A 21,782-nucleotide genomic window follows, 5' to 3' on the forward strand; every position below is an offset into this window, starting at 1 on the left:
TCGCCGACCATTCCCCTCCCTCCCCTCGGATATGAAGGGCAACGATGGCCGGGAACGAGCACGGTACGCGTTCGTCACCCGCACGTTGAAGGTGCTGATCACCGACAGCACGGTCACCGGCGACCGTGGCGAGGACTGGCGGCGGGTGACGCGGCAGCTCGCCGTGCTCTGACAGATGGCGAATGCTGGTGCCTTCCGGCTGACCGTTACCGGGTTGGAGCTGATCTCTCATGAGGCCGACCACTGGTTCGCCCACTGCCAGGACGCGGCCGCCTTTCTCAGCGAGGTCGGCTACGCCGAGCTGGCCCCGCCCTCCCCCGAGGCCCTCGACCAGCTCAGGCTCGACCTGCGCCTGAGCAACTGGCACGACGCAGCCCAGCTCGAGCACTTCCTTACCCACCTCGGCGAGGGCGCGAATGCCGTGCTCTTCCGATGCACCGTCTGCGGCAGCCATCTCTTCTCCGAACCAACGCGAACCCTGCTCACGCCGACGACCAGTGCGGCATGATGGGGGCATGCGCCCGTCCTCAGATCGTGAACACCCCAGGGCTCTGCCCCTGTTGGGGTGGATCTCGGTCTTGACGCTTCCCTCGGTGATCGCGCTCGTTGTTGCTGCGATCGCCGGGTTCCTCGGGGTGCCTACTGATCGTCGGCTGGCTGCCCGGAGAGGCCGCGCTCGACGACTGAGGCCCCGCTTGCGCACTGCTCGACTCAGCTAAGAGCCCCTTCCCGCGCCCGGGGTGTGGGGAGGATTCACGCGTGCCCGCCGGGAGGCTATAGAGCAGCGCGCCTGCCCTCACCCTCGAACCAAACGTCGAGGGAAGCATGTCTCTGTTCACCAAGATCAAGAACCTTCTCACTCAACTGCGCCCGGCTCGGACGCCCGAGCCTGCTCGCGGCGATGAGGCGGTCGCCACCGAGGCTCCGGCAACTCCGGCTCCGTCCATCAACCACGGGGGCGGGGACCTGGGCCTGAAGGGCGCCGTCGCGCGTGGCGCCGCCGAGGGAACCGCCCGAGAGTCTCTGCGGCAGATCATCGAGGGGCTCTTCAAGAGCTAACGCTCGGCGGTCGGGTTGGCCTGCGATGCCGCAGGCCAACCCGCTGTAAGACGTCCGTGATCAACTTGCGGACCGAGTCCCTTCGGTCCCGTGGCCCTCGCTGGCCGATATCTGAACTGCGCTTTCACCAAGGATTGACTAAGGCGTGATCGAGCACCTCAACACGCCATGGCCTCATCGGGGTTAGCCATGAACCTCGGCGGTCACATAGCACGCCCCGAAGCCGTAGTCAAAGGCGCTACCGCCCGACAGGTCGAACGCCGACGCACAGGCGCCGGACCGATCTGGAGGTTCCGCCGCAGTCCGTCCGGCGGCCACACCTGTCACACGCCGTACTCGCGCACCCGGGCGGAGAGGCGGGAGGCGACAGTCTCGGCAACGGGGTCCAATTCGCGCCGGACCTTGTCCACGGCGGCCAGGAGTCCGTAGGCGACGGCGGACTCGCCCTTGGTCAGGACGGCCAGGCGCGGGCCGGGCCGGTCGAGTTCGGCGGTGAACTCCTCGGCGGGCACGGCCAGGTCGCACAGTCCAGGCTCGTACTCGGCGACCCGCTCGGCAAGGCGGGCGGCGAGCGCCGCAGCGAACGGGGCCAGCTCGGTGGCCGAGCCTTCGACGAGAGTGACAAGCGAGTGGACGACCGCGGCCTCGCCTCGGGTCAGGACGGCCAGCCGAGGGCCGGACCGGTCGAGCTCGAAGCGGAACTCCGTTGCTTGTGCGGCGAGTTCGGCGTCCTGGCCATACGGGAGGCCGGAGCCGGTCAGGGTGGTGAGGCCGCCCTTGGCGTCGACGTTCAGGCTGCCGAGCGTGCCGGTCATGATGACGGTCCCGGTGTGGACGCCGCCGGTGATGCTGTTGATGACCCTTGCCATGATGAGTCGTTCCTTCTTGTCGATGGGGCTCAAGATGCGGTGCGTACGAAGATCAGCAGGATCTACACGCCGTGGCGGGAGCCCTGCAGGGACGGGGGTTGGGGACCGCGAAGTCTGCGCCGCCAGGCGACGGCAGCGGCTTCTGCTGCTGGCTGCCGGCCCAGATCGCCGGAAAACGGCTCGCGGCATCGTCGCCGCCCCCGGACCGCCTTCACGACAGCTGATCGAGATGACGCTCATACCAAGTAGTCAGCTGGTCGGGGTCCTGTGGGATCGACTTGACCAGGCGGAGCAGCGCTTCACGGACCGGGCGTACGTCCTGGTAGCGCAGGGCGTCCAAGTCGGTGGTGCGCAGGGCGGCGGCGCCGGCGAGGTGCCGTTCTTCGAAGGTTCGCACTCCGGCGAGGCTGTCGGCCGCGGCGAGGTAGCGGGTGACGAAGGGGTCGAAGGCCGTCCGGTGGGCGACCAGGTGGCGGAGGTAGGCGGTGCTGTCGACCGAGGCGGTGTTGGCCTCCTCGCCGTCGTGGGGTGAGGGCAAGGCGAACCAGTCGCTGACGTAGGCAGTGAGAGAGCCGAGATAGTCGTCCGGATCGCCGGGGCTGGCAGAGCCGATCTGCCAGTGCCCGTCAGCGGCACCTTGGATGGAGCCTACGCGGTGGCGCAACTGGCCGAGGACGCTGGCCAGAGCGGTGAAGCCAAGGACGTAGTCGGCTCCGGCGATAGCGGTGCGGACCGTGGGTTCGGCCCAGGTGGGGGTGGGCATCAGGAGACGCTGCTTGCGGTGCTCACGCTGGAAGGGCAGGCAGACAGATGCCTCGATCGCAGCGTGCTCGGCCAGCAGGACGGCGGCGCTCTGCGACGGGGCGGCCTCGCGCTCCCACTCCACGATGCCGTCCTCATAGGTGAGTTCGCTCAGGCCGAGGCCTTCCAGGCCGACGCGGTAGACACCGGTGTTGCTGACGGTGAGTTCCAGGGTCCCCTCGTGGCCGGACAGCGGTCGGGTGGAGCGGAGCGTGCCCAGGAGCTTGTCGTGGGTCCAGGAGGGGCGGTTGCGGGGACGGGTGGCTGCGGCCAGGGCCCAATCGAGGAGATGGACGAGTTCGTCCTGGCCCGCGCGCAGGAGCCGGGCATCGTCCGATGACTCTCCGAGAGTGCGGGCTCCGATGTGTACGAGGTCTGCGTCAGGCAAAGCGGTGACCTCTTCGGCGCCGGGCGGGATGCACGGGTCGGCGCCGTGGACGGAGCCCTCCGGGTAGGTGCGGCAGCTGCCGGCCCAGCCGCCGGCGTCGTACAAGCCGGCGTGCGCGGGATCGGCGAGGATCCGGGCGGCGACGGTCAGGGCGTGCTCGGCGGCGTGCACGAGGGCGGGGTCGGGGCGGTTGCCCGCCAAGTGGCACAGGGCCAGAGCGGCCATGTCGTGTGCGGTGCGCGGGACAGCGGATGGTTCGACGGTGGTGACCAGGTCGAGGACGGCGGCGTGCGGGCCGGCCGGGCCCTGCTCGGGAATCCGGCCGGTGGGCCACAGAGCCAGAGGCAGGGATCGGGAGGTCCAGAGCGGCAGCACGGTGGGGTTGGCCTCACATGCCTCGATCAGATAAAGGTCGCTGAAGTGGCGGGTGGTGAACAGGTTGACGTGGCCGTTGCGGGCGAGGGGGTCGGTCAGGTGGATGCGGCGCAGGGTGGCGGAGAGATGATCGACGATGCCTGCGAGGTCTCCTTCCTGGGTCGCTGAGTGCTCGGCTTCAGCCACGTCCACGGGAATCCAGTGCGGCATCAGGCTGGTGTGGTCGGCGGCCCGTCCAGCGAGCGCTGCACACCAGGTGCCCTGGTCGATGCCGTCCAGGACGAGCGTCATGTCGCCCAGGGTCAGGGTGGTGCCGTCGGCGTGTGACGCCCAGCGCAGGCCGGCGACGCCCGGGCCATCCGGCCGGCACACGAGAGCGTCGATCCAGCGAGACAGCTGGGACGGAGCGATGCGCACCACCAGTTCCGTGGGACGAGGGGTGAGGCTGCGGATTCCGAACGGGCCGCCGGTCAGCGTGGGCCGGTGCCGGCCGTAGGCCTGCAGGAGGGTGTGGAAGATGCGCGCTTCGCCGCGGGCCTGCCCCGGGGTCATCGCAGTGGGGATCAGGCGTTCGCACTCGGCGAGTTCGGCGAGTTCGGCCCGGGCGGTCTCGTCGGTCTCGCCGGTGGCCATCTGGCGCAGCGCGGTCGGCCTGAGCGCCGCGTCGGCGCTCAGGCCCCACTGCTGGCGGGGTGTGTACGGCGTCAGGGTGAGGTTCACGTGCGACTCCCGAGGTGATGCTCATCTGTCACCTGCTACAGGTGTGTGGAAAGCGCACGGTGTGACAGTGGAAGCGTAAATTCTTCGGGAGGGCGCCGCACTGCCAGCATGGGCAGCTTCAAGGGAGCGTTTCCACGAGCTCCACACATCACCACGCCACTCACAGCTGGGCGCTCCGCTCAGCAGATGGCCCGGCCGGGGCGCGGTCTACCGCACCGGCGCTCCCCGCTACGCTCTCCCGACAGAGTCAAGACGATCACGGGGAACCACCAGCATGCCGGAAGCCATATCCGTCCACCAGCAGTCCGCCCTGAGCCAGCTGGCGCCCGGCGAACAGCTCCTCGCCTACGGCATCGTCGTCCCGGTGAAAAGCGCCGAGGGCATCAAGGTGAAGCACGGCAGACTCGGCGGGATGCTCGGTGACCACCTGATGCACCGGTACGGCGCCCAGTCCGGCGGCGCGCAGAGCATCGCGGCTGCCATGCCGCCCGCCTCCGGTGCGCTCCTGATGCGCGTGACGGACCAACGGGTCGGCCTCGTAGGGCCTATGGACGGCACTCCCGTCTGGGAGATTCCCCGCGCCTGGGCGGCTCGCGTCGAGCGCCGTCCACGTCTGCAGCTCATGGCCCGCTTTCGGGTCCACTACGCGGACGGCACCTGGCTCGCTTTCCTCACCGCGCGCCGCCGTACCATCGAAGCATTCACCACTGCGCTGAGCTGAGCAACATTCCTGATACGGAACGGCGTTGAGCCGGAAGATGAGGCCCTCGACCGGTGTCGGGCCAGATCCACACTCCGGCTCGCCATGTCGGCGATCACTGGCACGTCACCGGCGCCGCATGACCGCACGACAACAGGGCGCGGAGCACACCAGCGGCCCCTGCCTCTCCGATGAAACAGCACCGCGGCCCAGGCCCCCGGGAGCCTGGGCCGCACTCCGGGTCGCCGCCGCTGCAGCCCGAGAGGCGGCTGCACACGCCGCCCGGAGCCCGTGGCATCTAGCCGGTCAACTGGCCGTCATCAAGGCTGTGTTCGGTCCAGCCGCCTCGCGCAGAGGAGTTCCACGATCCTCTGCGCGCAGTCCGACGATGTCGTCGTCAGCCGGGCCCACGACCCGTCCCGGAAGGAGATCTTGAAGTCGGCCTCGGCCATGCTGAACTGCTTGATCTCCGCGCTGGCGATGTCCTTCCGGGCCAACGACCAGAGGACGGCCTCGGATCCCGGGGCCTTCTCGCCACCGCCCCATGAGACGAAACGGTTGCCCCGTGCCGTGTCTTCGTACGCCGTAATGCGCACGAGCTCATCGGCCAGTTCGATCTCGGTCACCATGCGCCAGGGACGCCTGGAGGGATCGAGCTGCCAGGGCAGCGTACGAGCTGTCTCACCCACGCCCGCCCACAGGACGGGGAAGTCGTCAACTTCGTTCTCCCGCTCCTCCAGCCTCCCCCGTTTGTCGGGCGACGCCGGACTGCCCAGGGCGCTGGCCAGGACATACAGCGGCAACATCAACAGCGCGGTGAGGACCGTAAGGGCATATCGGCCGAGCCTACCGAAGACTCCCCGCACCGCGAAGGCTGGTCCAGGAGGCCAGCCCGGCAGGTCCGGTTCAATGTCGTGACGCTCGTGGTCCCGGAAGGAGCGCCGCTTCTCCACCGAGGCGGCTGTACCACTGGCGAACTCGACTCGGTAGCGCTCCGGTTCCTCGTCCATGTCCCGTCCTCCCCTGCCAATGTGGCAGGCCAACTATGTCAAGCTCGGCACGGCCCTCCGCGCCCCGGTCCAGGGCGAGGTACATCTCAAGCTCAGAGTCCGTAGCGCAGGACGGCGATGACTTTGCCAAGGACGACAGCTCGTGCTCCGTGGATGGGGGCGTGCCCCATGCTGGATGCCGTGAGCCGCACCTGTCCGTGCTCGCATCGCAGTCGTCGGATGACGGTCTGCTGGTGGGCGCGGGCGGCGACGAGGTCGTCGTGCTCGGCGGTGTCCTGACGGCGTATGGACAGGATGTCTCCCTGGTGGATGCCTGCGTCGGTCATGCTGCTATCGGCCATGCGCAGGGCGAAGAACTCGCCTTGGCCGAGGATGTCCTGAGGGAGCGGCAGGAGTGCCTGGGGCTCGACAGGGTGCGGTGCGCCGGCGTCGGTCTGGTCGATCAGTGGAACCCAGGCGACAGGCGCCGCGTCCTGTTGCCGGGCAGATTGGGACGGTTCGGGTAGGAGTGGTTCGGGTTGGAGTGGTTCAGGCCGGTGTGGTTCGGGCTGTGGCTGGTGCGACCGGTGCGGCCATCCGACGGGCACATACGCCCGCGGGCGCTGGGGGTCGTGATGCAGCAGGCCTCCGCGTTCGAGGCTCCGCAGTTGGTGAGCCACGCTGGAGGTGCTCGCGAGGCCCGTGGCCTGGGCGATCTCCCGCATGGACGGCGGGTACCCCCGCTGCTCCAGCGACTGAGTGATGCTGTCCAGGACCGCGCGCTGGCGTTCCGTCATGTTCGGCACACCGCTGCGGTGCACCTTCTGCGTACCCTCGTTTGAAGTCTCGCTCCCCACACAATCCCCCCCTAGTTGATCTTGAGTGTATGACGGTATCCAGTGCGTAGAGCCCAATAGACCGGGGCACGGACCCGCCATGGGGCTCCGCCGGTACCCGCCGGATGAGCCCCCCCGCGGGGTCGAACGCGCCTCTCGTAGGGTCGTGGGGTGAACCTCGATGCCTCCGATGCCATGGACGTCCCTGACCCGCAGCTGCCGATGCTGACTGCCGCGCAGGCCACCCGCCTTCGGGCACTCACCGCCCCCTACACCCAGGACGGGCGCCGCTACCTCCTGCACAACCTGGCCCGCACCTGCCGCGCCGCACCGGAGGAGCACTGGCCCGCCCTGGTTGAGAAGCACTTCGCCAACCTGCGACAGGCGAGCCAGGGCGAGGAGAGCGCCGAGGAACTGCTGCGCGGGGTGCATGCCCGGCTGCTGCCCACCGAGTCGCTCACCCCGGAGCTGGTCGGCGCGATGCGATACGCCCGTGAGGTGGCCGAGGGGCTCGTGTTCGCCTATGCGTTGGACGGGCCGACCAGCGTGCGGATCCTCACCGACGCCGACGTCGAGCGCGCCGGGCTCGAGGAGTTGGGGAAGGCGGCGCACACCAACTTGATGAGCGTGCCTGTCGGGCATGAGGAAGTCTCGGTCGCGGGGCGGGCGGCGCTGCACACCGTGTACGGCGACTCCCACTTCGTCGCGAGCACGGCCCTGTTCCTGGCCCAGCTGGCCCGGCAGGTGACCGGCGAGTCGCTGCCGGACGCCGGGGCGCTCCTCGTCGTGCCCCATCGGCATCTGCTGGCTTACCACCCCATCACGGACGGCTCCGTCGTCGATGCCGTCAACGGCCTTGCCGCCTACGCGCTCAACACCTATGAACAGGGGCCGGGTGCGCTGTCACCGCGGGTGTACTGGTGGCGGCGGGGTGGTCTGACGTCCTTGACGGTGACCACGACACGCGCGCCTTCTCGCTGCAGCCTCCGCCGGAACTGCTCGGCCTCATGAAGGGCCTGGTGCGCCTCGATGGTGCCGGACGGCTCGCGACCCGCACCCCCGCCAAGGCACCCGACGTCCCCGAACTCACCCGTGCCACGGCCGAGTCGATAGCCCGCATCGCAACGGATCCGGCCGCGCTGGGCGAGGCCTTCGGCTCCGCCCTCGCCCTCGCGCAGGCCCAGTGCGCCAACGATCCCGGCGCGGCCCACCTCGACACCTGGGACGCGTGGGCCACCGCCGTGCAGCTCGGCTCCGCCCTGTTCACCGGTGTGCAGCCGCAGGACTGCCACCTGGGCGAGGACCTCGTACGCCAGCTGCCCGCCCTCGCCGCCGAGCCGCCCGCGGACGCCAGGGCCTGGCTCGATGCCCTCTACGTGGCGATCGTGTGCCGTCAGCGCGACCGGATCGCCAGGCTGTGCCAGGTGCCGCTGGAGACGTTGCGCCAGGACGACTCGGTCGACGCCTACGTGCTGCACTGGATCGACACCCTGCAGATCTACTTCTCCGACCGGCCGATGGACGACCTCGTCGAGAGCCTGCGCGCCACCATGGAGACGTCCATGCCAGGCGCCGTGACTCACGCACCGACCGACTTCGTCAACCAGGTCGACTACCAGCCGGTCGCTCTCTTCCACCGCCTGATCACCCGCGACCATGCAGCCTTCGCCGAAGCCCTCGCCGAAGCGCGCACGGACCACGCCCGCTACTGGGGCGAGTCGGCGGCACCGCGTGCCCAAGTGGCGCTCGGACTCCTCGCGATGGCGAGCCTCGCCTACGACTACGAGTTCCCCATGGACGCAGAGCAGCCGTATCTGCCGAGGTACCTCCTCAACCGCGAACGGATCGAGGACATCCCTGGCTGACGCCCCGTCCAGGCGTCCAGCGGAGAGTACTGACTGCGTGCGCCCGACAGTCAGCGCCCACGCCGTGCGGTCACCGAGCCGGGATCACACCATGCCGCAGATGATCTAGGGTCTGAAGCACTTCATGCAGGCCAGGCGAGGTGATCTGGTGTCCGGCAAGTTCGGCACGTAGGACCTCGGAAACGGTTCGACCGAACCGTTTCCGACGCACCTGCCTCCCGATCCTGGCCGGGAGTGGGGAGCACGGCACTATGTGACGGCGGCGCGCTCCTGCTGGGCCATGCCGCGGCGCCATTCCCGGCAGCCAGTTCCCCGGCACGGCGGGCGGTGTTGGCCCTTTTCGTTGCCCCGGTATCCACTGGCCGTGCTGCACTGCGGGTGGTCCTGTCCCAGCACGCACAGGGACCATCCGGCCTCGTCCAGCTCCTCGGCGAACCCAGCGTCCCAGTTCGCGCGGCCGTAGACCTGGTGCAGCGTCACCCCGGCCTTCTCCGCCGCCTCGGCAACGGGCGTCTGTGTCTCGACCAGGTCCAAGACACGCATGCGTTGTTCGGCGGTGAATGCTTCTTCGGCAAGGGCCCGTCGGCGCTCCAGGCTCTCGGCGCTGTGGGCGGCCACGCACACGTGGCAGCGGCAGCCGACCCGATACAGGGTCGCAGGGGCGAACCTCTCGTGGTCGTACTGCACGCGCACGGGCCGCTTGGCGATGCGGAGCAGCTGCGTGCCAGTCCAGACGTGCTGGCGGCCCCCGCGGGCGTGGGGGCGCATCCTGCCGCCGGGCAGGAGGCCGTAAGTCGCCATGCCGCTGACACTGGCGTGTGCCATGCCCAGCAGGGCTGCGATCCCGCGGACCGTATAGACCCCCTGCGGGTCGATCTGATCCGCGTACGGGGCCAGGGGATGGGTCTGCGTGGTTGTGCGGGACACGTCGGGTCACCTTTCGAGTCGCCCCCGCAGGCGCGGGGAGCACACAAGATCGTCACTGCCGTTGGGGCGCGGTGGATTCCTCCCTGCGCGGTAGGGAGCAGACGGCACTTCAGCCCCGCAGCGACGGGGAGCACTTCCCAGTGGGGAAGGTTCTGCACCTCTTTGAAGGACCACCCCCGCGTCGGCGGGGACAAAGGTGCGTTCGACCTACGCGACTGAACGATCACGGGTCCACCTCCGCTCGCGCGGAGAGCACGCGCCCACTATAGCGATTCGGCGAATCCCGGAAGGAGCGAACGGCGAGGGCCCCGAACCGGCTTGGGTACCGAACGTGCCTGACAACCCTCGGATACTTAATCCGGGGGTAGCAACGGTTCGGCAGAGGGTAGGCGTCGGGGTTGTGGGGCTCCTCACCGCTTTCGCCCAACGTCCCGCCGATCCGCTCGGCGGGCCCCCGGGCGGAAAGGGCGGCAAGGCTACGGCTGCGAGCGCATCCCGATCGCCGCGGGTGCGACTGCGTTGCTCTTCTCGCTCCCCCGCGGCATCGGGTTCAGTTACCGGAGTTGGGCTACTGCTGAGGTTCCGGGCCGTAGCCCCAGGGCGGGGAGGGCAGTTCGTCGCGTGCAGGTTGCCGAAGGTTTCTCAGCTGCCAACCTCCGGGCCGGCTGTCGGCCGGTCACACTGGCGGCCCTGGAACGGCCCAGCCCACGGGCAGGCTCGCTGCCTGTCATGAGGAACCGGCGCCGAACGGGTCGTTGAGCCATCGGTTGTCGCTCGTGGTTACAGCGGTTTCGCGTTCTGGTTCCGGCGTGGTGGCCGGCGGGATGAACACTGGGTTGGGCAGGGCCGCTTCGGGCCGCCGTGGGTGTGTGACGCCAGCGGCCTGGCGGTGCTCGCGATGGGGGACATCGTTCTTGCTGTTCATCGGCTACTCCTCCTCATGATCATGTTCAGGATGCACGTTCATGGGAACGGTTCGGAGGCAGAGCCCCCTTGTGGCGGTTCAGCGGGTGGGCACGGTTTCCACGATTGCGCTGCTGACCACCGCGAGAGCGCCGCCGTCGGCCCGCTTGGTCGCGTACCCGGCGGGCCGAGGCAGTTGTCCTGCTGGGTGGGCGTCCCTCGCAGCTGACGTCTTCTTGGAGTGGCCCCCGCTGTGGGTGCGCTGAGGAACGCTTCAGACTCCGGCTTGCCGAGGGGTGACCATCGCCGTGATCAGTGCCGTGGCCGGCCAGAGCATGAGACCGGCGGTCAGCATCGCGGGCACGGAGATACCGGCGTGGCCGGCGGCGAGCAGCAGGCCGGTTGTGTGGAGGGCGCCGGCGGTGGAGGCGAGGTCAGCTTGCCGGACCGGGCGCTGCAGTACGCGCTGCACCGTGCGGCGCACGGTGGTGGCGCAGGCCACAAGTATGGGGCCGCCCAGGAAGGCGACGGCCAGCGCAGCCCACCACATCGGCGGATGCGAGACCAGCAGGCCGACGGAGAGGCCGAGAGCGATCAGGAGCATGCTGAACAGGCCGCCGGTGGTGATCCGCAGTTCTCCCGGGCGGGCTTGCCGGGGTGCATCCAGGAGGTGGAAGGCGCTCAGGAGCAGGCCTGCGAGTGTGCCGAGCATGATCGGCCAAGGGGAAGGCAACGGGGTGGTCCAGGCAAGTTGGCCTGCGATCGCGGCGCCGGTGACCGAGCCGCCCCACAGGGCGACGAGGCCCGGGCTTGCGCCCCGGCGGCGAGGGGCGGCGGGGGCGGCCTTCGGGGTGTCCACCACGGTGGGCATCGGCGGGCGAGGCGGGGCGATGGTCTGCGCGGCGGCGTGGGCAACGAAGGCGGTGTGCAGCTGGGAGAGCCGTCCCCAGGCCTCGGCGGCGGTCGGCCGCCGGGCGGGATCCTTGTCCAGGAGCTCCAGGACCAGGTGCTCGAGATCGCGGGGCACGTCGCGGCGCAGGGTGGACAAGGCGGTGGGGGCATCGTGGACGTGCTGGTGCAGGACGTGCCAGCCGGCTCCGGCGAAGGGGACGGTGCCGGCGATGAGTTCGTGGATCAGGCAGCCCAGCGAGTACATGTCGCTGGGCGCAGCCAAGTCCTTGTCGCCGCAGGCCTGTTCGGGCGACATTAGGCGGGGGTGCCGATAGCGGCACCGGTAACCGTCAGGGTGTGGCGGGTAAAGGTATCGGAGAGCCGGGCGATGCCGAAGTCGCACAGCATCGCGGCGCCGCGGCCGTCGATGAGGACGTTGGGCGGCTTGATGTCCCGGTGGACGACCCTCGCTTGATGGGCAGCGTGCAGAGCCTGGCTGATCTGTGCGGCCCAGACCAGGGCGTCCGCGATGGGGAGCGGGCCGGTGATCAGAGAACTCAGGGGCTGGCCGTCGACGAGGTCCATGGCAAGGAACAGGATCCGCCGGCCGTCGAGGTCGGCGGTGCCATGGTCGTGCACGGCGACGACGTGCGGGTGGGACAGGCGTGCGGCGACGCCCGCTTCCCGGCGGAAGGCGGCTTCGCGCACGGAGTCACCATCCAGAGCGATGAGCTTGAGTGCGACGTCCCGCCCCGTCCGCAGGTCGTCGGCACGCCACACCTCGCCCATGCCCCCGCTACCGATGGCCTCCGCCAGCTGGTAGCGGTCGGCGACCGTCGTACCGCGCATCGTTCCTCCTGCCGCACGTGCTGTTCCGCGCCCGGGCCATCTGCCCGGGCGGGCCGCCAGCACCGAGAAGCCCCGGCGGCGTCGCGGAGCATACGTAAACGCTCTCGCCGCTCTCGTCGAGCGGGTGCTCGGGTTCGGCGCGGGAGAATGGCGAGGCCCATCAGCAGCAGAGCGAGGAGCGGGTCAGGTGAGCCGACGGTCATGCAAAGGCGCAGTGCCGGAGCCAGCGGTGAACGGGCTGCGGCCGACGAACAGCGAGCTCACCGAGGAGGAGGCCGACGGACCGGACCGGCTCGTCCTCCAGTGCCCTGAGTGCGGGGAGGTGGGGCGGTATCGCTTCGTCCTGCTGGCCAGGAGAGCCTTCGAGGGGCATGCCGATGAGGTCCACCCGGTCGTGGAGAGTCCGCTGGACCAGATCCGTACCCTTGTCGACCTGGCCGAGTCCGCGACAGGGACCTGGGAGTGCGAACTGGGCGCGGAAACCTATCGGGTACGTGAACGCGGCCCCAGCCAGTACGAGGTGGAGGTGACGAGACGACGTGTCGTAATCGACGCCGAACTGGGAACGCTCGACGATGCCCGGCTCGTCATCGGAGGTCACGCCAAGGTGGTGAGCTCAGCCCTGGCGACCGCCGCCGCCCTCCAGCAGCGCCATAGCGCCCCGGCCTTTGCCGTGCCCCTGGAATGACGCCGTCAGAACCCACCCTCAAACCTCAGCATGTACAACGCCGTCTCGATGGGCTGTCGTTCGCTCTTGCGGAGGCGGCCGTGACGAGCTGGCTGTGGGGTCAGCGCACCGAACGCCTGCCGTTCGTGATGACAACCAACGTGACGCCGGTACGCGCTGAACTCCCTTCCGAGAGAAGGTATGACCGCTGAACCGGTCCAAGGGTCAGCTGATCGGCTCGCGCATTTCCTTCCGCACGGTGAGGACGGTCCGGGCGACCGCCTCCAGGTCGACGTCCCCGGGCTCCTGCGTGGCGTTCTCCATCGTGACCACGCCCACGGCTGCCCCGGTGTTGTCATCGCCCCACGCGCACATCGGGACGTTGCTCGTGCCTCCGCCCGCGCCGGTGCCCTGCGCGGTGACCAGGACCTGGCACCGCACCGTTACCTCCGCACCGGGGAGTTCGATGTCCCGCGCGGGCACAGCAACCTCGGCACCCTGCCCCTCGGCGGCGCCGTCCATCAGATCCTCGCGCGCCCCGGCAGGATCCCTGAACCGTCCGTACATGCCGGAGACGACCAGCGCGCTACCCGCCTGCTTGCCCTGGCCCTCGTACTGGCCCACCACCGCCCTCGGGTCACGGATCTGCGCCCGGCCCCGGTTCTCCTCCACGATGTCCCGCCCGGCGGTATCGGAGAGGTCCTGCGTCAACTTGTATGCCCCGTCAACCAGTTCGGGCCGCACTGCCATGCGGTACTCCGCATCCGGGAAACCACCCGCACCGCCTGAGTACACAACGACCCCGGCAACCACCAGGACCACGGCACCAACTGCACCCGCGATAATGCCGGCTACCTGCGCTGCGCTGCGCTTGGGCGGCGGAGGCGGCATCGGAGGCGCACCCCACGGGCCCGGCCCTGCGGGATAGGGCTGCTGGTACGGGCCTTGATGGGGGAACGGCGGCTGCGGAGGCTGTTGCCCATGCGAAGACGGGACAGGGCCGAATCCTCCGGGGTGCGAGGGCGTGTTCATGCCAGCACGCTATGTCACGACCTCAACGGGCAGACGACCGGCCTCGGCTGGCTGCTCCACCCTGTGGAGTGTGTTTGAACCCGGGGCAGGTTCCATCACCGCTGCGACCCCGTCAGCACAAGGAATTGGGTTCTCAGAGACCGTGAACTTAGCCCGTGGTGCTGGCGAGGGTGGTTTACAGCGAAAGGCCGGTGCCGAGTGAAACAGGGCCCTGGGCCGATGCAGCCCAGCTACGCTCGCCGCATGAATGATGACTCCTCGGAAGGCACGGTCCGCCTGCACACTGGCGGGGTGACCGCTGAGCCGGTACTGCAGGTCGTCTCTGTCGCACTGCGGCGCCTGCGTGAGGGTGGCTTGAACGGCATGCTGGCCTTTGCCGACGTCGTTGCGCTCGCCCGTGACGACTCCTTCGTCCTGCCGCACACATCCCAGGCCAGGGCCCTCGGAGCAGGCCTGGTGGACGAGAACGGGCGCATGGAACGGGGCATCGCGGAGGTAGTCCGCGCCAGCGCCGCAGGCGAGGGCTACGGCGTTCAGGTACTCGACCCCATCACGGGCCAGTCCCCGTAGGCCTGATAGCTGAGTTTGTCATGCGGGCCATACCCCGAGCCCCCGGGCCCTCCGATCGTACGAAGGACCGGTTCGGGCCCGCCTCAGAAAGTAGGACGGTCTCTCAGGATCTCTGCAGCGGGGTCGGCAAGAGCTGGGACCGGCACTGTGGGTGATCAATATTTCTTGGGGCAGCCGACGATCAGTAGGCCTGGGATTGCCCAGCACGCGGGCATCTTGGGCCGCGGCCCACAGGGCGTCCTCCAGTTCATCCACGGCTGCCTAATAGCGCCCCCGTCCCCGAATGCCACCGAGCGCGGATCGTGCGGCCTCCGCGCGTTCGTACGCGGTGAGAAATCGACGCGTGCCGAACTGCCCACATCCTCAAGCTCGGGCCACGAACCGGCCACGGGTGGCATCCGTGGCGAGCTGGCCCAGCAGCTCACGGACTCGGTCGTGACGGGACTCAAGTCCGTCGTCCCGGATCAGGACCACGATGACGAGCAGGCGGACCGCGGCCACGCTCAAGCCCAGCAACACCCCGGCCACCCCGCTCACCTCAGTCCTCCCACCGTTCCGTACAGAGGAGCGTAAGGCGTCCGTACGAAATGGCGGCGGCTGCCGTCGTGTTCGGCGGGGAGCACGGCGGAGTAGCACGCCTGCTTAGTGCCTGTCAGATCCTTCGGTTCCAAGGTGCCAGATCTGTCACCGTCGATGGCACTGCGCGTCCAGGGTCTCGGCGGCTGCGAGCAGGGTGACGATGCTGACCACTGCTCCGCTATCGGCGAGACGAAGCGCGTGGTCGACGACCTCCAGGAGGTGACGCTGGCCCGTCACGGCGAACAGGCCCCGGGCGTTGTGCAGGTGTGTGTGCCAGTCGTCGGCGGCGGGTTCCGGGCTGCCGGACGGAGTGCCGGAGGCACACATCCAGCCGTGGAGATGCGTCACGATGATCTCGGCGTGCGGCCGGTGATCGTGCACGGTCCCGCACGAGGGGCGCTCCTCATTGCTCAGGCGGCGGAGGTTGCCGGGGGCCGACCAGTGTGGGAGGCGGCGGTGTCGCGGGCAGGTGTAGATCTGCCAGGCGAGAGCGCCCTTCCGGCGACGGTGAGTCGTGTAGGCGGCGGACTCAGGACATGCGGTGACCTGGCGTAAATGCATGCTGGCAGTCTCCTGGTGAGCCAATGCGCTGTCCGCTCCACAGGCCCACATCGGATGTGGCCTACCCCACAGGGTGCGGTTCCGTGAGATCACAGGTGCGGGCGCGTCACTTCGTCGCCGGGGCCCGGCTGGGGCGGCTGGGGTGTCTGGGAGGCCGTTGCTTGCAGGGCGGCGGCCCGAGGTCGGTTCTCTCCCTGGCCGCGACCCGGAATCCAGACCTTCCGCCCAAGGTCCGGGGTGGGAGGCGGAGCGCTCACCTGCCCATGGCGGTGTCGTACGTTCAGCTTGGAGCCGATCAAGACGCACATCGCGCGAGCAGGGTGCGAGCGAGGAGTCGCAACGCCCGCGCGCCGCCGAGTGCCACGGCAGGGCCGTGGCGCCGGGCCCGAGGGTGTTGGTTCGCTCACCACGGCTCCGGCTCCAGCTCGACGTCTCCCTGGTCGTTGTCGGCGCGCGGAGGGCACTTGAAGGCCTGGGTGGCGGCCAGGTCCGCGACCACCGCGACCAGTTTCCAGCCGCCCTTCTTGCCCGTCCACCGCATCACGGCCCGGGGCTGGTGCGGTTCGACGGGCGCGGCCCGCGGCGGGTCCTGGCCCAGCGTCACCACCCGCAGCCGGCCCGGTTGGTAGGTCCGGGCGAGGATGCGGCGGCCGAACCGTTCGGCCAGCTCGGGAGGCCAGTCAGCCGTCATCGTTGCCCTCCTCGCCGACGTCGTCGTGATCCTCCTGGTCGAGGAGGGACTCAGCTCCTCCGCCTCGGCCTGGGTTTGGCCGACCACGGTGTGAGCGTCTGGGTCACTCGTTGGGACGGTCTCCTCGTCCTGCCCGCTCCAGGTCGAGACCGCCGCAGCCTCCGGTCGCGGCGGGCGGGCTACGGACGGAAGTCCTGGTGAAGGTCGGGGTGTTCGGAGCGCACGGGTGCGGATCACCGGCTGGCTGGCGTGGTGTGAGCGACGGCTTGCTGTGCATGCCGGCTTAGGCCGACTGCGGTGACGGCTTGGAGCTGTTCGTCGGGCAGGGCGTCCCAGCGTTTGCGGAGGTTGTTGAGCCACTGGCCGACCTTGTGCTCCTCGCCGTCGACGATGACCGTGTCGCGCTGGCGGATGTGGACGTGGCCTTCGCGGGCGCGGAAGGCTTCGACGGCCGTGAGGCCGTTCTCGAACTGCCGTTGCTGACGAGCGGCGCGGCCGGTGAGCTGCGGCGGCTCGTCTTCGGGCAGTTCGATCGGGGTGATGCCGAGTTCGGTGACGAGGCGCAGTTGGTCGGGGTGGAGGGTGCTGAATTCTGTGCTCTGGGTGCGCACCCAGTCGCCGAGGGGCTCGTCGTCGTCGGTGATGAAGTCGGCGGGCAGGTCGTCGAGAGTGATGCTGGCTTCGGCGTAGGTGCGGGCGGTGTAGTAGAGGCGCTGCCAGGTGATCGGCCAGGGCGGATTCCACCAGGGGTCGAGTTCGGCGAGGGCGGTGTCGGTGGGATCGGGTTCGAGGCCCTGCTCCGCCCGTGCGCGGGCGGAGCTGCGGCGGTTGGTGAGCCAGCGGCCGAAGGCGAAGTCCCCAATCATCTCGTTGGAGGGAGCGGCGAGGTGGCCGTGGGTGCTGGCCCAGTGGCGGGCGTGGAGCAGGCCGCGTTCGGCGGCCTGGGTGTGAAGGTTCCAGATCATGCCGATGTTCTCGAGGGCCTTGATCTGGGAGGGCTTGAGGGTGCCGGCCGCGTATGCCTTGCGCATGCGGTTGATCCAGCGGCCCAGGGCAAAGCCGTCTTCGTCGTCGTACAGCTGGGGGACGTCGAGGTGGCCGTGGGCGGCGTGGTAAGAGGTGGCGGCCTCCAGGCCGCGGCGGAAGGATGCTTCGCGAGGGTGGAGGACGCGCAGTCGGAAGGCCTGGGCGATGGTGTCGGCGGGGAAGGGCCGGTCGAAGACGACGTCGATGGGCACGGCCTCTTCCTCCTCGTCCGGCTCGGGAGTGGAGGGCTGCTGGGGGACGGCGAGCCGGTCGGCGATGCGGTCGTCGTGTGCCCGAAGGGCCTGCAGCACGCGCCAGAGCGGCTTGTACAGGTTGGAGCCCAGCAGATCGTCGGCGTCCTCACCGGGGGCGACGTAGACGGGGACGATCAGGGTGGCCTTCTTTCCCTGGCCGGGTTTTTGGCGCAGGGCGCGGCCGACGGCCTGGACGGTGTCGACGATGGATTCCTTGGGGTCGGCGAAGACTACGGTGTCGATGCTGGGGATGTTGACGCCTTCGCCGAGGAGGCGGGCGTTGGCGATCACCGTGCGGTGGGCGGGCGCCAGGTCCTGGCCGGGGCGGCCGTCGAAGCAGTCCAGGAGGTAGCGGCGCCAGGTGGGGTCCTGGGTGCCGTCGAGGGCGGCTGTCCACAGTTCGCCGGGGTCGGGGCAGCCCGTGCCGGTCTCGTCCAGGGTGTAGAGGCGGGTGGCGGCGTCGGGGAGGGAGGCGGCGAAGTCGTGGGCGTCGGCGATGCGGTGGTGGAAGCTGACGACGCGGCGCAGGTCGAGTTCGGCCATGGCGCGCAGGACGGCGATCTGGAGGGCGGCCTGGCGCAGTTCAGCTTCGGTGGCCCTGTCGGACATGCCGAGGCGGGTGCGGATGGTGGCCTCGTGGACCTCCATGACGACGACGCGGTAGTCGGCGAGCAGGTCTATGTCGATGGCTTCGGCGAGCGGGAGGCGGTAGCAGGTCTCGCCGTAGAGCGCGGGGTCGTCCATGGAGGCGACGAGCGAGGCGTCCTCGTCGTCGGCGGGCTCGCCGGCCGACCAGATCCGGGGGGTGGCGGTGAGGTAGAGGCGCTTGTGTGCGGGCACCAGTTCGTCGTCGTGGACGGCAGCCCAGCGTTTGCCGAGGTCGCCGCTGGTGCGGTGGGCTTCGTCGACGGCGATGAGCGACCACGGCGGCAGCGCGTACTCGTGGTGGGCTTGCTGGACGCGGCCCAGGGAGTGGTAGGTGGCGAAGACGGTGAGGGTGGGGTTCTGGTGGACCGCGGCGGTCAGGGCGTACGGGGCGGTGGTGAACGCGACGGACTCGCTGGCGGTGTTCGGTCGCTTGGAGCACAGGGCGAGGACGGGGCCTCTCATGCCGGCGGTGCGCCAGTCGTCGATGGTCTGGGCGAGGAGTTCCAGGGTGGGCAGCAGCACCAGGCGGGTGCCCTGGGGGGCGACGCGGGCCGCGGTACGTGCGGCTACGTAGGTCTTGCCGGTGCCGCAGGCCATCACGAGGGAGGTCCGGGCGGTGTGGCGCAGCGCGGTGAGGGCGGCGTGGACGGCCTGGGACTGGTGCTTGCGCAGCCGCACTTTCGGGGGCGGGGCGGTGGTGGTCGCGGACACGGTACGGCCGGCCTTTCTGCCCGAGGAGGGGTGGTGGATCAGCCGAGGCTGAAGCGAATGTGGTCGATGCCGGTCAGCGCGACTGTCTGAAGGGTCTGGGCGCGGGTGCCGCCGTCGGTGAAGTAGTCCTCTCGCAGCCCGTCGGCGACGATCTGGGCGAGTTCGTCCTCAGTGGCGCCGGCTTCCTTGGCCTCGTAGAGCGCGCGCGTGGTGTCGGCGTCCAGGCGGCAGGTGGGCAGGCGCCGGTAGCGGGGATCGTTCGTGGTGCCCTTGGGGGATTTGAAGCCGAACTTCCCGCGGACATCGACCTTCATGCCCTTGGTCGTGATGGCGGACTCGAACTTGCGCGCCTTGACGAGTGGCTGCCAGAGCTTCTTCACCTCCGCTTCGATGGCGGCGGCGGCTTCCGGCTTGGCGGTTTTGATCTGGTCGTCGCGGTAGCGCTCGACGGTGCGCTGGCTCTTGCCGATCTTCTCGGCGACCGCGCGGGCCGCCTCGGCGCGGCTGACGCCCTTCTCCTGTTTGAGCAGGAAACGGATCCGTGCGCCGAGGGATTTGGGGATCGGCTGGGAGTAGGCCGTTTCGGCGGCCTCTTCCAGGCGGTCTTCGATCAGTCCCACGATAGGTCAGTCTCTTTCGGGTCTCAGGCCACGCGGACGAGCGAGGCGTCCTTGATCTCGTTGGCGATGTTCACGCCGTCGGCGAGCAGGTCCAGCGCCCAGGTCATGGACTGGGAGCCCTGGTGTTTGACGGAGCCGGGGTTGACGCCGAGGCGGAAGCCGCCGCGGATGGGCTGGCCGTCGGGGCCGAGCAGAGCGGGCAGCGGGGAGAGGCCGTCGGCGGGGTAGACGACGCAGTCGGTGTTGACGGCGAGTGGGTAGCGCTGCGCCGTCTCGGCGAGGTTCCACATCTTGCGGTGCATGTTCGTGCGCGCCTTCGACAGGACGGCGGCGCGGATGTCGGGGCGCCAGGTCTTGCGGTTCAGGGCCGGCCACGGTTCGCCGAAGACGTAGTCGAGGCCGGTGGGGCGCTGGCGCAGCTTGCCGATGCCCGACTTGGCGATGGCTTTGATCGCGTTGGTCAGGGTCACCAGGGCCGGGTCGCCGTCCTTGTAGGTGGCCATCGCGGTAAGGAACTCCTCGTCGTCGAGGTCGGAGGTGACGCCGAGGTCGGCCATCGTGGACAGGTAGGCGGCGCGCAGCCTCTCATACCAGAGCTGGAGGTAGGGGCTGTGGGTGGTGCGGACCCAGGCTTCGAGCGGGCGGACCTCGGCGCCTCGCTCGATGGCGTAGGCGACGGTGGGGGTGGCATACCAGGCGGGGCCTTCGGGGCGCTGGCCGCTGGAGGTGAAGGGGTTGGGCAGGCGCGGGTCGAGTTCGACGTGGGAGAGGTCCAGGTACCAGGAGCCGGGCAGGTCGGGGTCGAAGTCGGGATTGTGGGGGCGGTGGATGGCCGGGCCGGTGCCGACGTGGAGGCGGCGGCAGGCGGCGAGGAAGGCGACCGACACGTCGAGGGCGACGACGTTGGGGCGGGCCCGCTCGTCGTCGGTGATCAGGTCGACGGGCCTGATCCAGATGCAGGCTTCCTCATCAAGGGCCTCGCTGGCGGGCCGGGAGCCCTCCTCCGGGTAGTCGGTGGCGACCAGGGGGTGTTCGTCGGGGGCCTCGCACGGCGCCGGCTCGACCACGGTGTGCAGGGTGTCGGGCACCGTGGCGGAGACATACTTGTTCTCTTCCTCGCTCCAGACCGCCTTGGTCGGCGGCCGCACTGCGGTCATGAGTTCTTCGCCGGTGACGGCGACCGTGCCGCGGGGTGTGATGACCATGCGGGCGAAGGCGCCGAGGAGGCGGGCGAGTTCGGGCGCGGGCAGGTGGCCGGACTCTCCCCAGGCGCGGGTCTCCAGGGCCTTCCAGGGCAGGAGGGCGAGCTGGACGCAGTACCGCTTGCCGGCGATGCGCTTGAAGATCCTCGGCCAGGGGCCGAAGCCGGACTTGGTCAGCTCCCACCCGGCGCGGGTGAGGTTCTTGACGACCTTGTGGTCGGCGGGCAGCCGGAGGCCTTCCTGGTCCTCCAGGTGGACGGGCAGGCCGAAGTGCTCGACGGCCGCGTCGGTGAGGACGAGGAGCGGGTCCTGGTCGAAGCCGTTGTCGTGGAGCTTGGCCGCGCCGAGGTGGATCTTCTTCTTGTCCAGGGCCCAGGTGGCCAGGGCCTGGAGGGTCTTGGCCGGGCAGGGCACGGCACGGCCATCGACGAGGTGCGCGGTCAGGGCACCGTTGACGATGTCGAGGACGGCGAGCGGACCATCTGCGTGCTCGGGCGCCACCGGCTTCTCGGCCGGCTTCTTGGCGGTCTTGCGACGGGCGGCGGGAGCTTGGGCGGGCTTCCGCCGGGGGGGTGCAGCCCCTGGCCGGGCGGGCGCGGCGGCGGACGCCGGGGCCGGCACTGCCGCGGGCGCGGGCGCAGCCGTCTCTTCGGGCGCAGCCGGAGCGGGGAGCACCACGGTGGTGGTCGTGTCCTGGGGGCGCGCGGCAGGAGCTGCGGGCGCCGGGGCAGTGACCGGCTGGGTTCCGCAGCGCGGCACGCCCAGGCGGGCCATGGCTTCCAGGTAGATGTGGCGGGGCTGGCCGTTGACGAGGCATGTGGTCGGCTTGCCGCACCGGGCACAGGACTGGGTGATGCCCGCGGGCAGCTCGATCCAGGAACCGGGGGCGTCGTAGTCGTCGGCGGCAGGCTCGGGCACGGCGGTCGACGCGGGGGGTGCGTCCCAGAGGAGGTCGGGCGGGTCCTCGATATCGAAGTCAAGGGGAAGAGACAGTTCCTCACCGGCGTCGGTCGACCGTGGCCCGGCGGGGGCGGGAGGCTGGTCCGGGG

The 21,782-nt window shown here is 69.7% G+C and carries 22 protein-coding genes; 7 read left to right on the plus strand and 15 right to left on the minus strand.

From position 1 onward, the window contains the following. Positions 1–214: 214 nt before the first annotated feature. Positions 215–508 (plus strand): CbrC family protein, encoded by a 294-nt coding sequence (locus E2651_RS24735; protein ID WP_245239168.1) that lies wholly within the window; start codon positions 215–217, stop codon positions 506–508. Positions 509–825: 317 nt separating this feature from the next. Then, the gene (locus tag E2651_RS24740; protein ID WP_135333416.1) at positions 826–1,059 is read left to right on the plus strand and encodes a hypothetical protein; all 234 of its coding nucleotides are present in this window, start codon (positions 826–828) and stop codon (positions 1,057–1,059) included. A 323-nt stretch (positions 1,060–1,382) separates the two neighbouring features. On the opposite strand, the gene E2651_RS24745 is transcribed toward E2651_RS24740, so the two are convergent. Both E2651_RS24745 and E2651_RS24750 read right to left on the minus strand, forming a co-directional pair. Next, positions 1,383–1,961: a hypothetical protein gene (locus E2651_RS24745; protein ID WP_135333417.1), complete on the minus strand. Its 579-nt coding sequence runs from the start codon at positions 1,959–1,961 to the stop codon at positions 1,383–1,385. Between the two features lie 178 nt (positions 1,962–2,139). Then, positions 2,140–4,212: a hypothetical protein gene (locus E2651_RS24750; RefSeq protein WP_135333418.1), complete on the minus strand. Its 2,073-nt coding sequence runs from the start codon at positions 4,210–4,212 to the stop codon at positions 2,140–2,142. 274 nt (positions 4,213–4,486) lie between these two features. On the opposite strand from E2651_RS24750, the gene E2651_RS24755 reads away from it, so the two are divergent. Then, on the plus strand, positions 4,487–4,933 hold the full coding sequence (locus E2651_RS24755) for a hypothetical protein (RefSeq protein WP_135333419.1): 447 nt from the start codon (positions 4,487–4,489) through the stop codon (positions 4,931–4,933). 299 nt (positions 4,934–5,232) lie between these two features. Here E2651_RS24755 and E2651_RS24760 read toward each other — a convergent pair whose 3' ends face one another. Together E2651_RS24760 and lexA are read right to left on the minus strand one after the other, a co-directional pair. Then, entirely contained in the window at positions 5,233–5,922 is a 690-nt protein-coding gene (locus E2651_RS24760; protein WP_135333420.1) for a hypothetical protein, read from the minus strand. 92 nt (positions 5,923–6,014) lie between these two features. Next, positions 6,015–6,698, minus strand: a complete 684-nt coding sequence (gene lexA / locus E2651_RS24765) for a transcriptional repressor LexA (protein WP_167828884.1) — start codon at positions 6,696–6,698, stop codon at positions 6,015–6,017. A gap of 210 nt (positions 6,699–6,908) precedes the next feature. Between lexA and E2651_RS45445 the strand changes: the two genes are divergently transcribed. Together E2651_RS45445 and E2651_RS45450 are read left to right on the plus strand one after the other, a co-directional pair. Then, positions 6,909–7,748 carry a hypothetical protein gene (locus tag E2651_RS45445; protein WP_245239170.1) on the plus strand — a complete coding sequence of 280 codons (840 nt, stop codon included), beginning with the start codon at positions 6,909–6,911 and terminating at the stop codon, positions 7,746–7,748. Then, positions 7,658–8,602 (plus strand): immunity 49 family protein, encoded by a 945-nt coding sequence (locus E2651_RS45450; protein WP_245239171.1) that lies wholly within the window; start codon positions 7,658–7,660, stop codon positions 8,600–8,602. Before E2651_RS45445 ends, E2651_RS45450 begins: the two co-directional genes overlap by 91 nt. A gap of 249 nt (positions 8,603–8,851) precedes the next feature. Here the strand turns inward: E2651_RS45450 and E2651_RS24775 are convergent, their stop codons facing one another. From E2651_RS24775 to E2651_RS45975, 4 genes are all read right to left on the minus strand, one after another. Then, positions 8,852–9,529 carry a hypothetical protein gene (locus tag E2651_RS24775; RefSeq protein WP_135333422.1) on the minus strand — a complete coding sequence of 226 codons (678 nt, stop codon included), beginning with the start codon at positions 9,527–9,529 and terminating at the stop codon, positions 8,852–8,854. Positions 9,530–10,256: 727 nt separating this feature from the next. Continuing rightward, positions 10,257–10,454, minus strand: a complete 198-nt coding sequence (locus E2651_RS24780; RefSeq protein WP_135333423.1) for a hypothetical protein — start codon at positions 10,452–10,454, stop codon at positions 10,257–10,259. A gap of 252 nt (positions 10,455–10,706) precedes the next feature. Beyond that, a complete protein-coding gene (locus E2651_RS24785; protein WP_135333424.1) occupies positions 10,707–11,639 on the minus strand; it encodes a hypothetical protein in 933 nt (310 codons plus the stop codon). Further along, positions 11,639–12,172 (minus strand): serine/threonine-protein kinase, encoded by a 534-nt coding sequence (locus E2651_RS45975; protein ID WP_135333425.1) that lies wholly within the window; start codon positions 12,170–12,172, stop codon positions 11,639–11,641. Before E2651_RS45975 ends, E2651_RS24785 begins: the two co-directional genes overlap by 1 nt. Positions 12,173–12,401: 229 nt before the next feature. Between E2651_RS45975 and E2651_RS24795 the strand changes: the two genes are divergently transcribed. After that, positions 12,402–12,860 carry a hypothetical protein gene (locus E2651_RS24795; RefSeq protein ID WP_135333426.1) on the plus strand — a complete coding sequence of 153 codons (459 nt, stop codon included), beginning with the start codon at positions 12,402–12,404 and terminating at the stop codon, positions 12,858–12,860. 204 nt (positions 12,861–13,064) lie between these two features. On the opposite strand, the gene E2651_RS24800 is transcribed toward E2651_RS24795, so the two are convergent. Beyond that, positions 13,065–13,589 (minus strand): hypothetical protein, encoded by a 525-nt coding sequence (locus E2651_RS24800; RefSeq protein WP_135333427.1) that lies wholly within the window; start codon positions 13,587–13,589, stop codon positions 13,065–13,067. A 525-nt stretch (positions 13,590–14,114) separates the two neighbouring features. Between E2651_RS24800 and E2651_RS24805 the strand changes: the two genes are divergently transcribed. Next, positions 14,115–14,441, plus strand: a complete 327-nt coding sequence (locus E2651_RS24805) for a hypothetical protein (RefSeq protein ID WP_135333428.1) — start codon at positions 14,115–14,117, stop codon at positions 14,439–14,441. Between the two features lie 363 nt (positions 14,442–14,804). On the opposite strand, the gene E2651_RS44125 is transcribed toward E2651_RS24805, so the two are convergent. The 6 genes from E2651_RS44125 to E2651_RS24830 all read right to left on the minus strand — a co-directional run. Continuing rightward, positions 14,805–14,969: a hypothetical protein gene (locus E2651_RS44125; RefSeq protein WP_167828885.1), complete on the minus strand. Its 165-nt coding sequence runs from the start codon at positions 14,967–14,969 to the stop codon at positions 14,805–14,807. Between the two features lie 156 nt (positions 14,970–15,125). Next, on the minus strand, positions 15,126–15,581 hold the full coding sequence (locus tag E2651_RS24810) for a hypothetical protein (protein WP_135333429.1): 456 nt from the start codon (positions 15,579–15,581) through the stop codon (positions 15,126–15,128). A gap of 403 nt (positions 15,582–15,984) precedes the next feature. Continuing rightward, positions 15,985–16,272, minus strand: coding sequence for a DUF6087 family protein (locus E2651_RS24815; protein ID WP_135333430.1), 288 nt, complete (start codon positions 16,270–16,272; stop codon positions 15,985–15,987). 233 nt (positions 16,273–16,505) lie between these two features. After that, positions 16,506–18,911, minus strand: coding sequence for a DEAD/DEAH box helicase (locus E2651_RS24820; protein WP_135333431.1), 2,406 nt, complete (start codon positions 18,909–18,911; stop codon positions 16,506–16,508). 38 nt (positions 18,912–18,949) lie between these two features. Then, on the minus strand, positions 18,950–19,531 hold the full coding sequence (locus tag E2651_RS24825) for a terminal protein TpgA1 (protein ID WP_135333432.1): 582 nt from the start codon (positions 19,529–19,531) through the stop codon (positions 18,950–18,952). 23 nt (positions 19,532–19,554) lie between these two features. Continuing rightward, positions 19,555–21,782, minus strand: a 2,228-nt coding sequence (locus E2651_RS24830) for a hypothetical protein (RefSeq protein WP_245239173.1), incomplete at its 5' end; no start/stop codon positions are given.

It is taken from the genome of Streptomyces sp. MZ04, from assembly GCF_004684775.1.
In the GTDB taxonomy this organism is placed as follows: domain Bacteria; phylum Actinomycetota; class Actinomycetes; order Streptomycetales; family Streptomycetaceae; genus Streptomyces.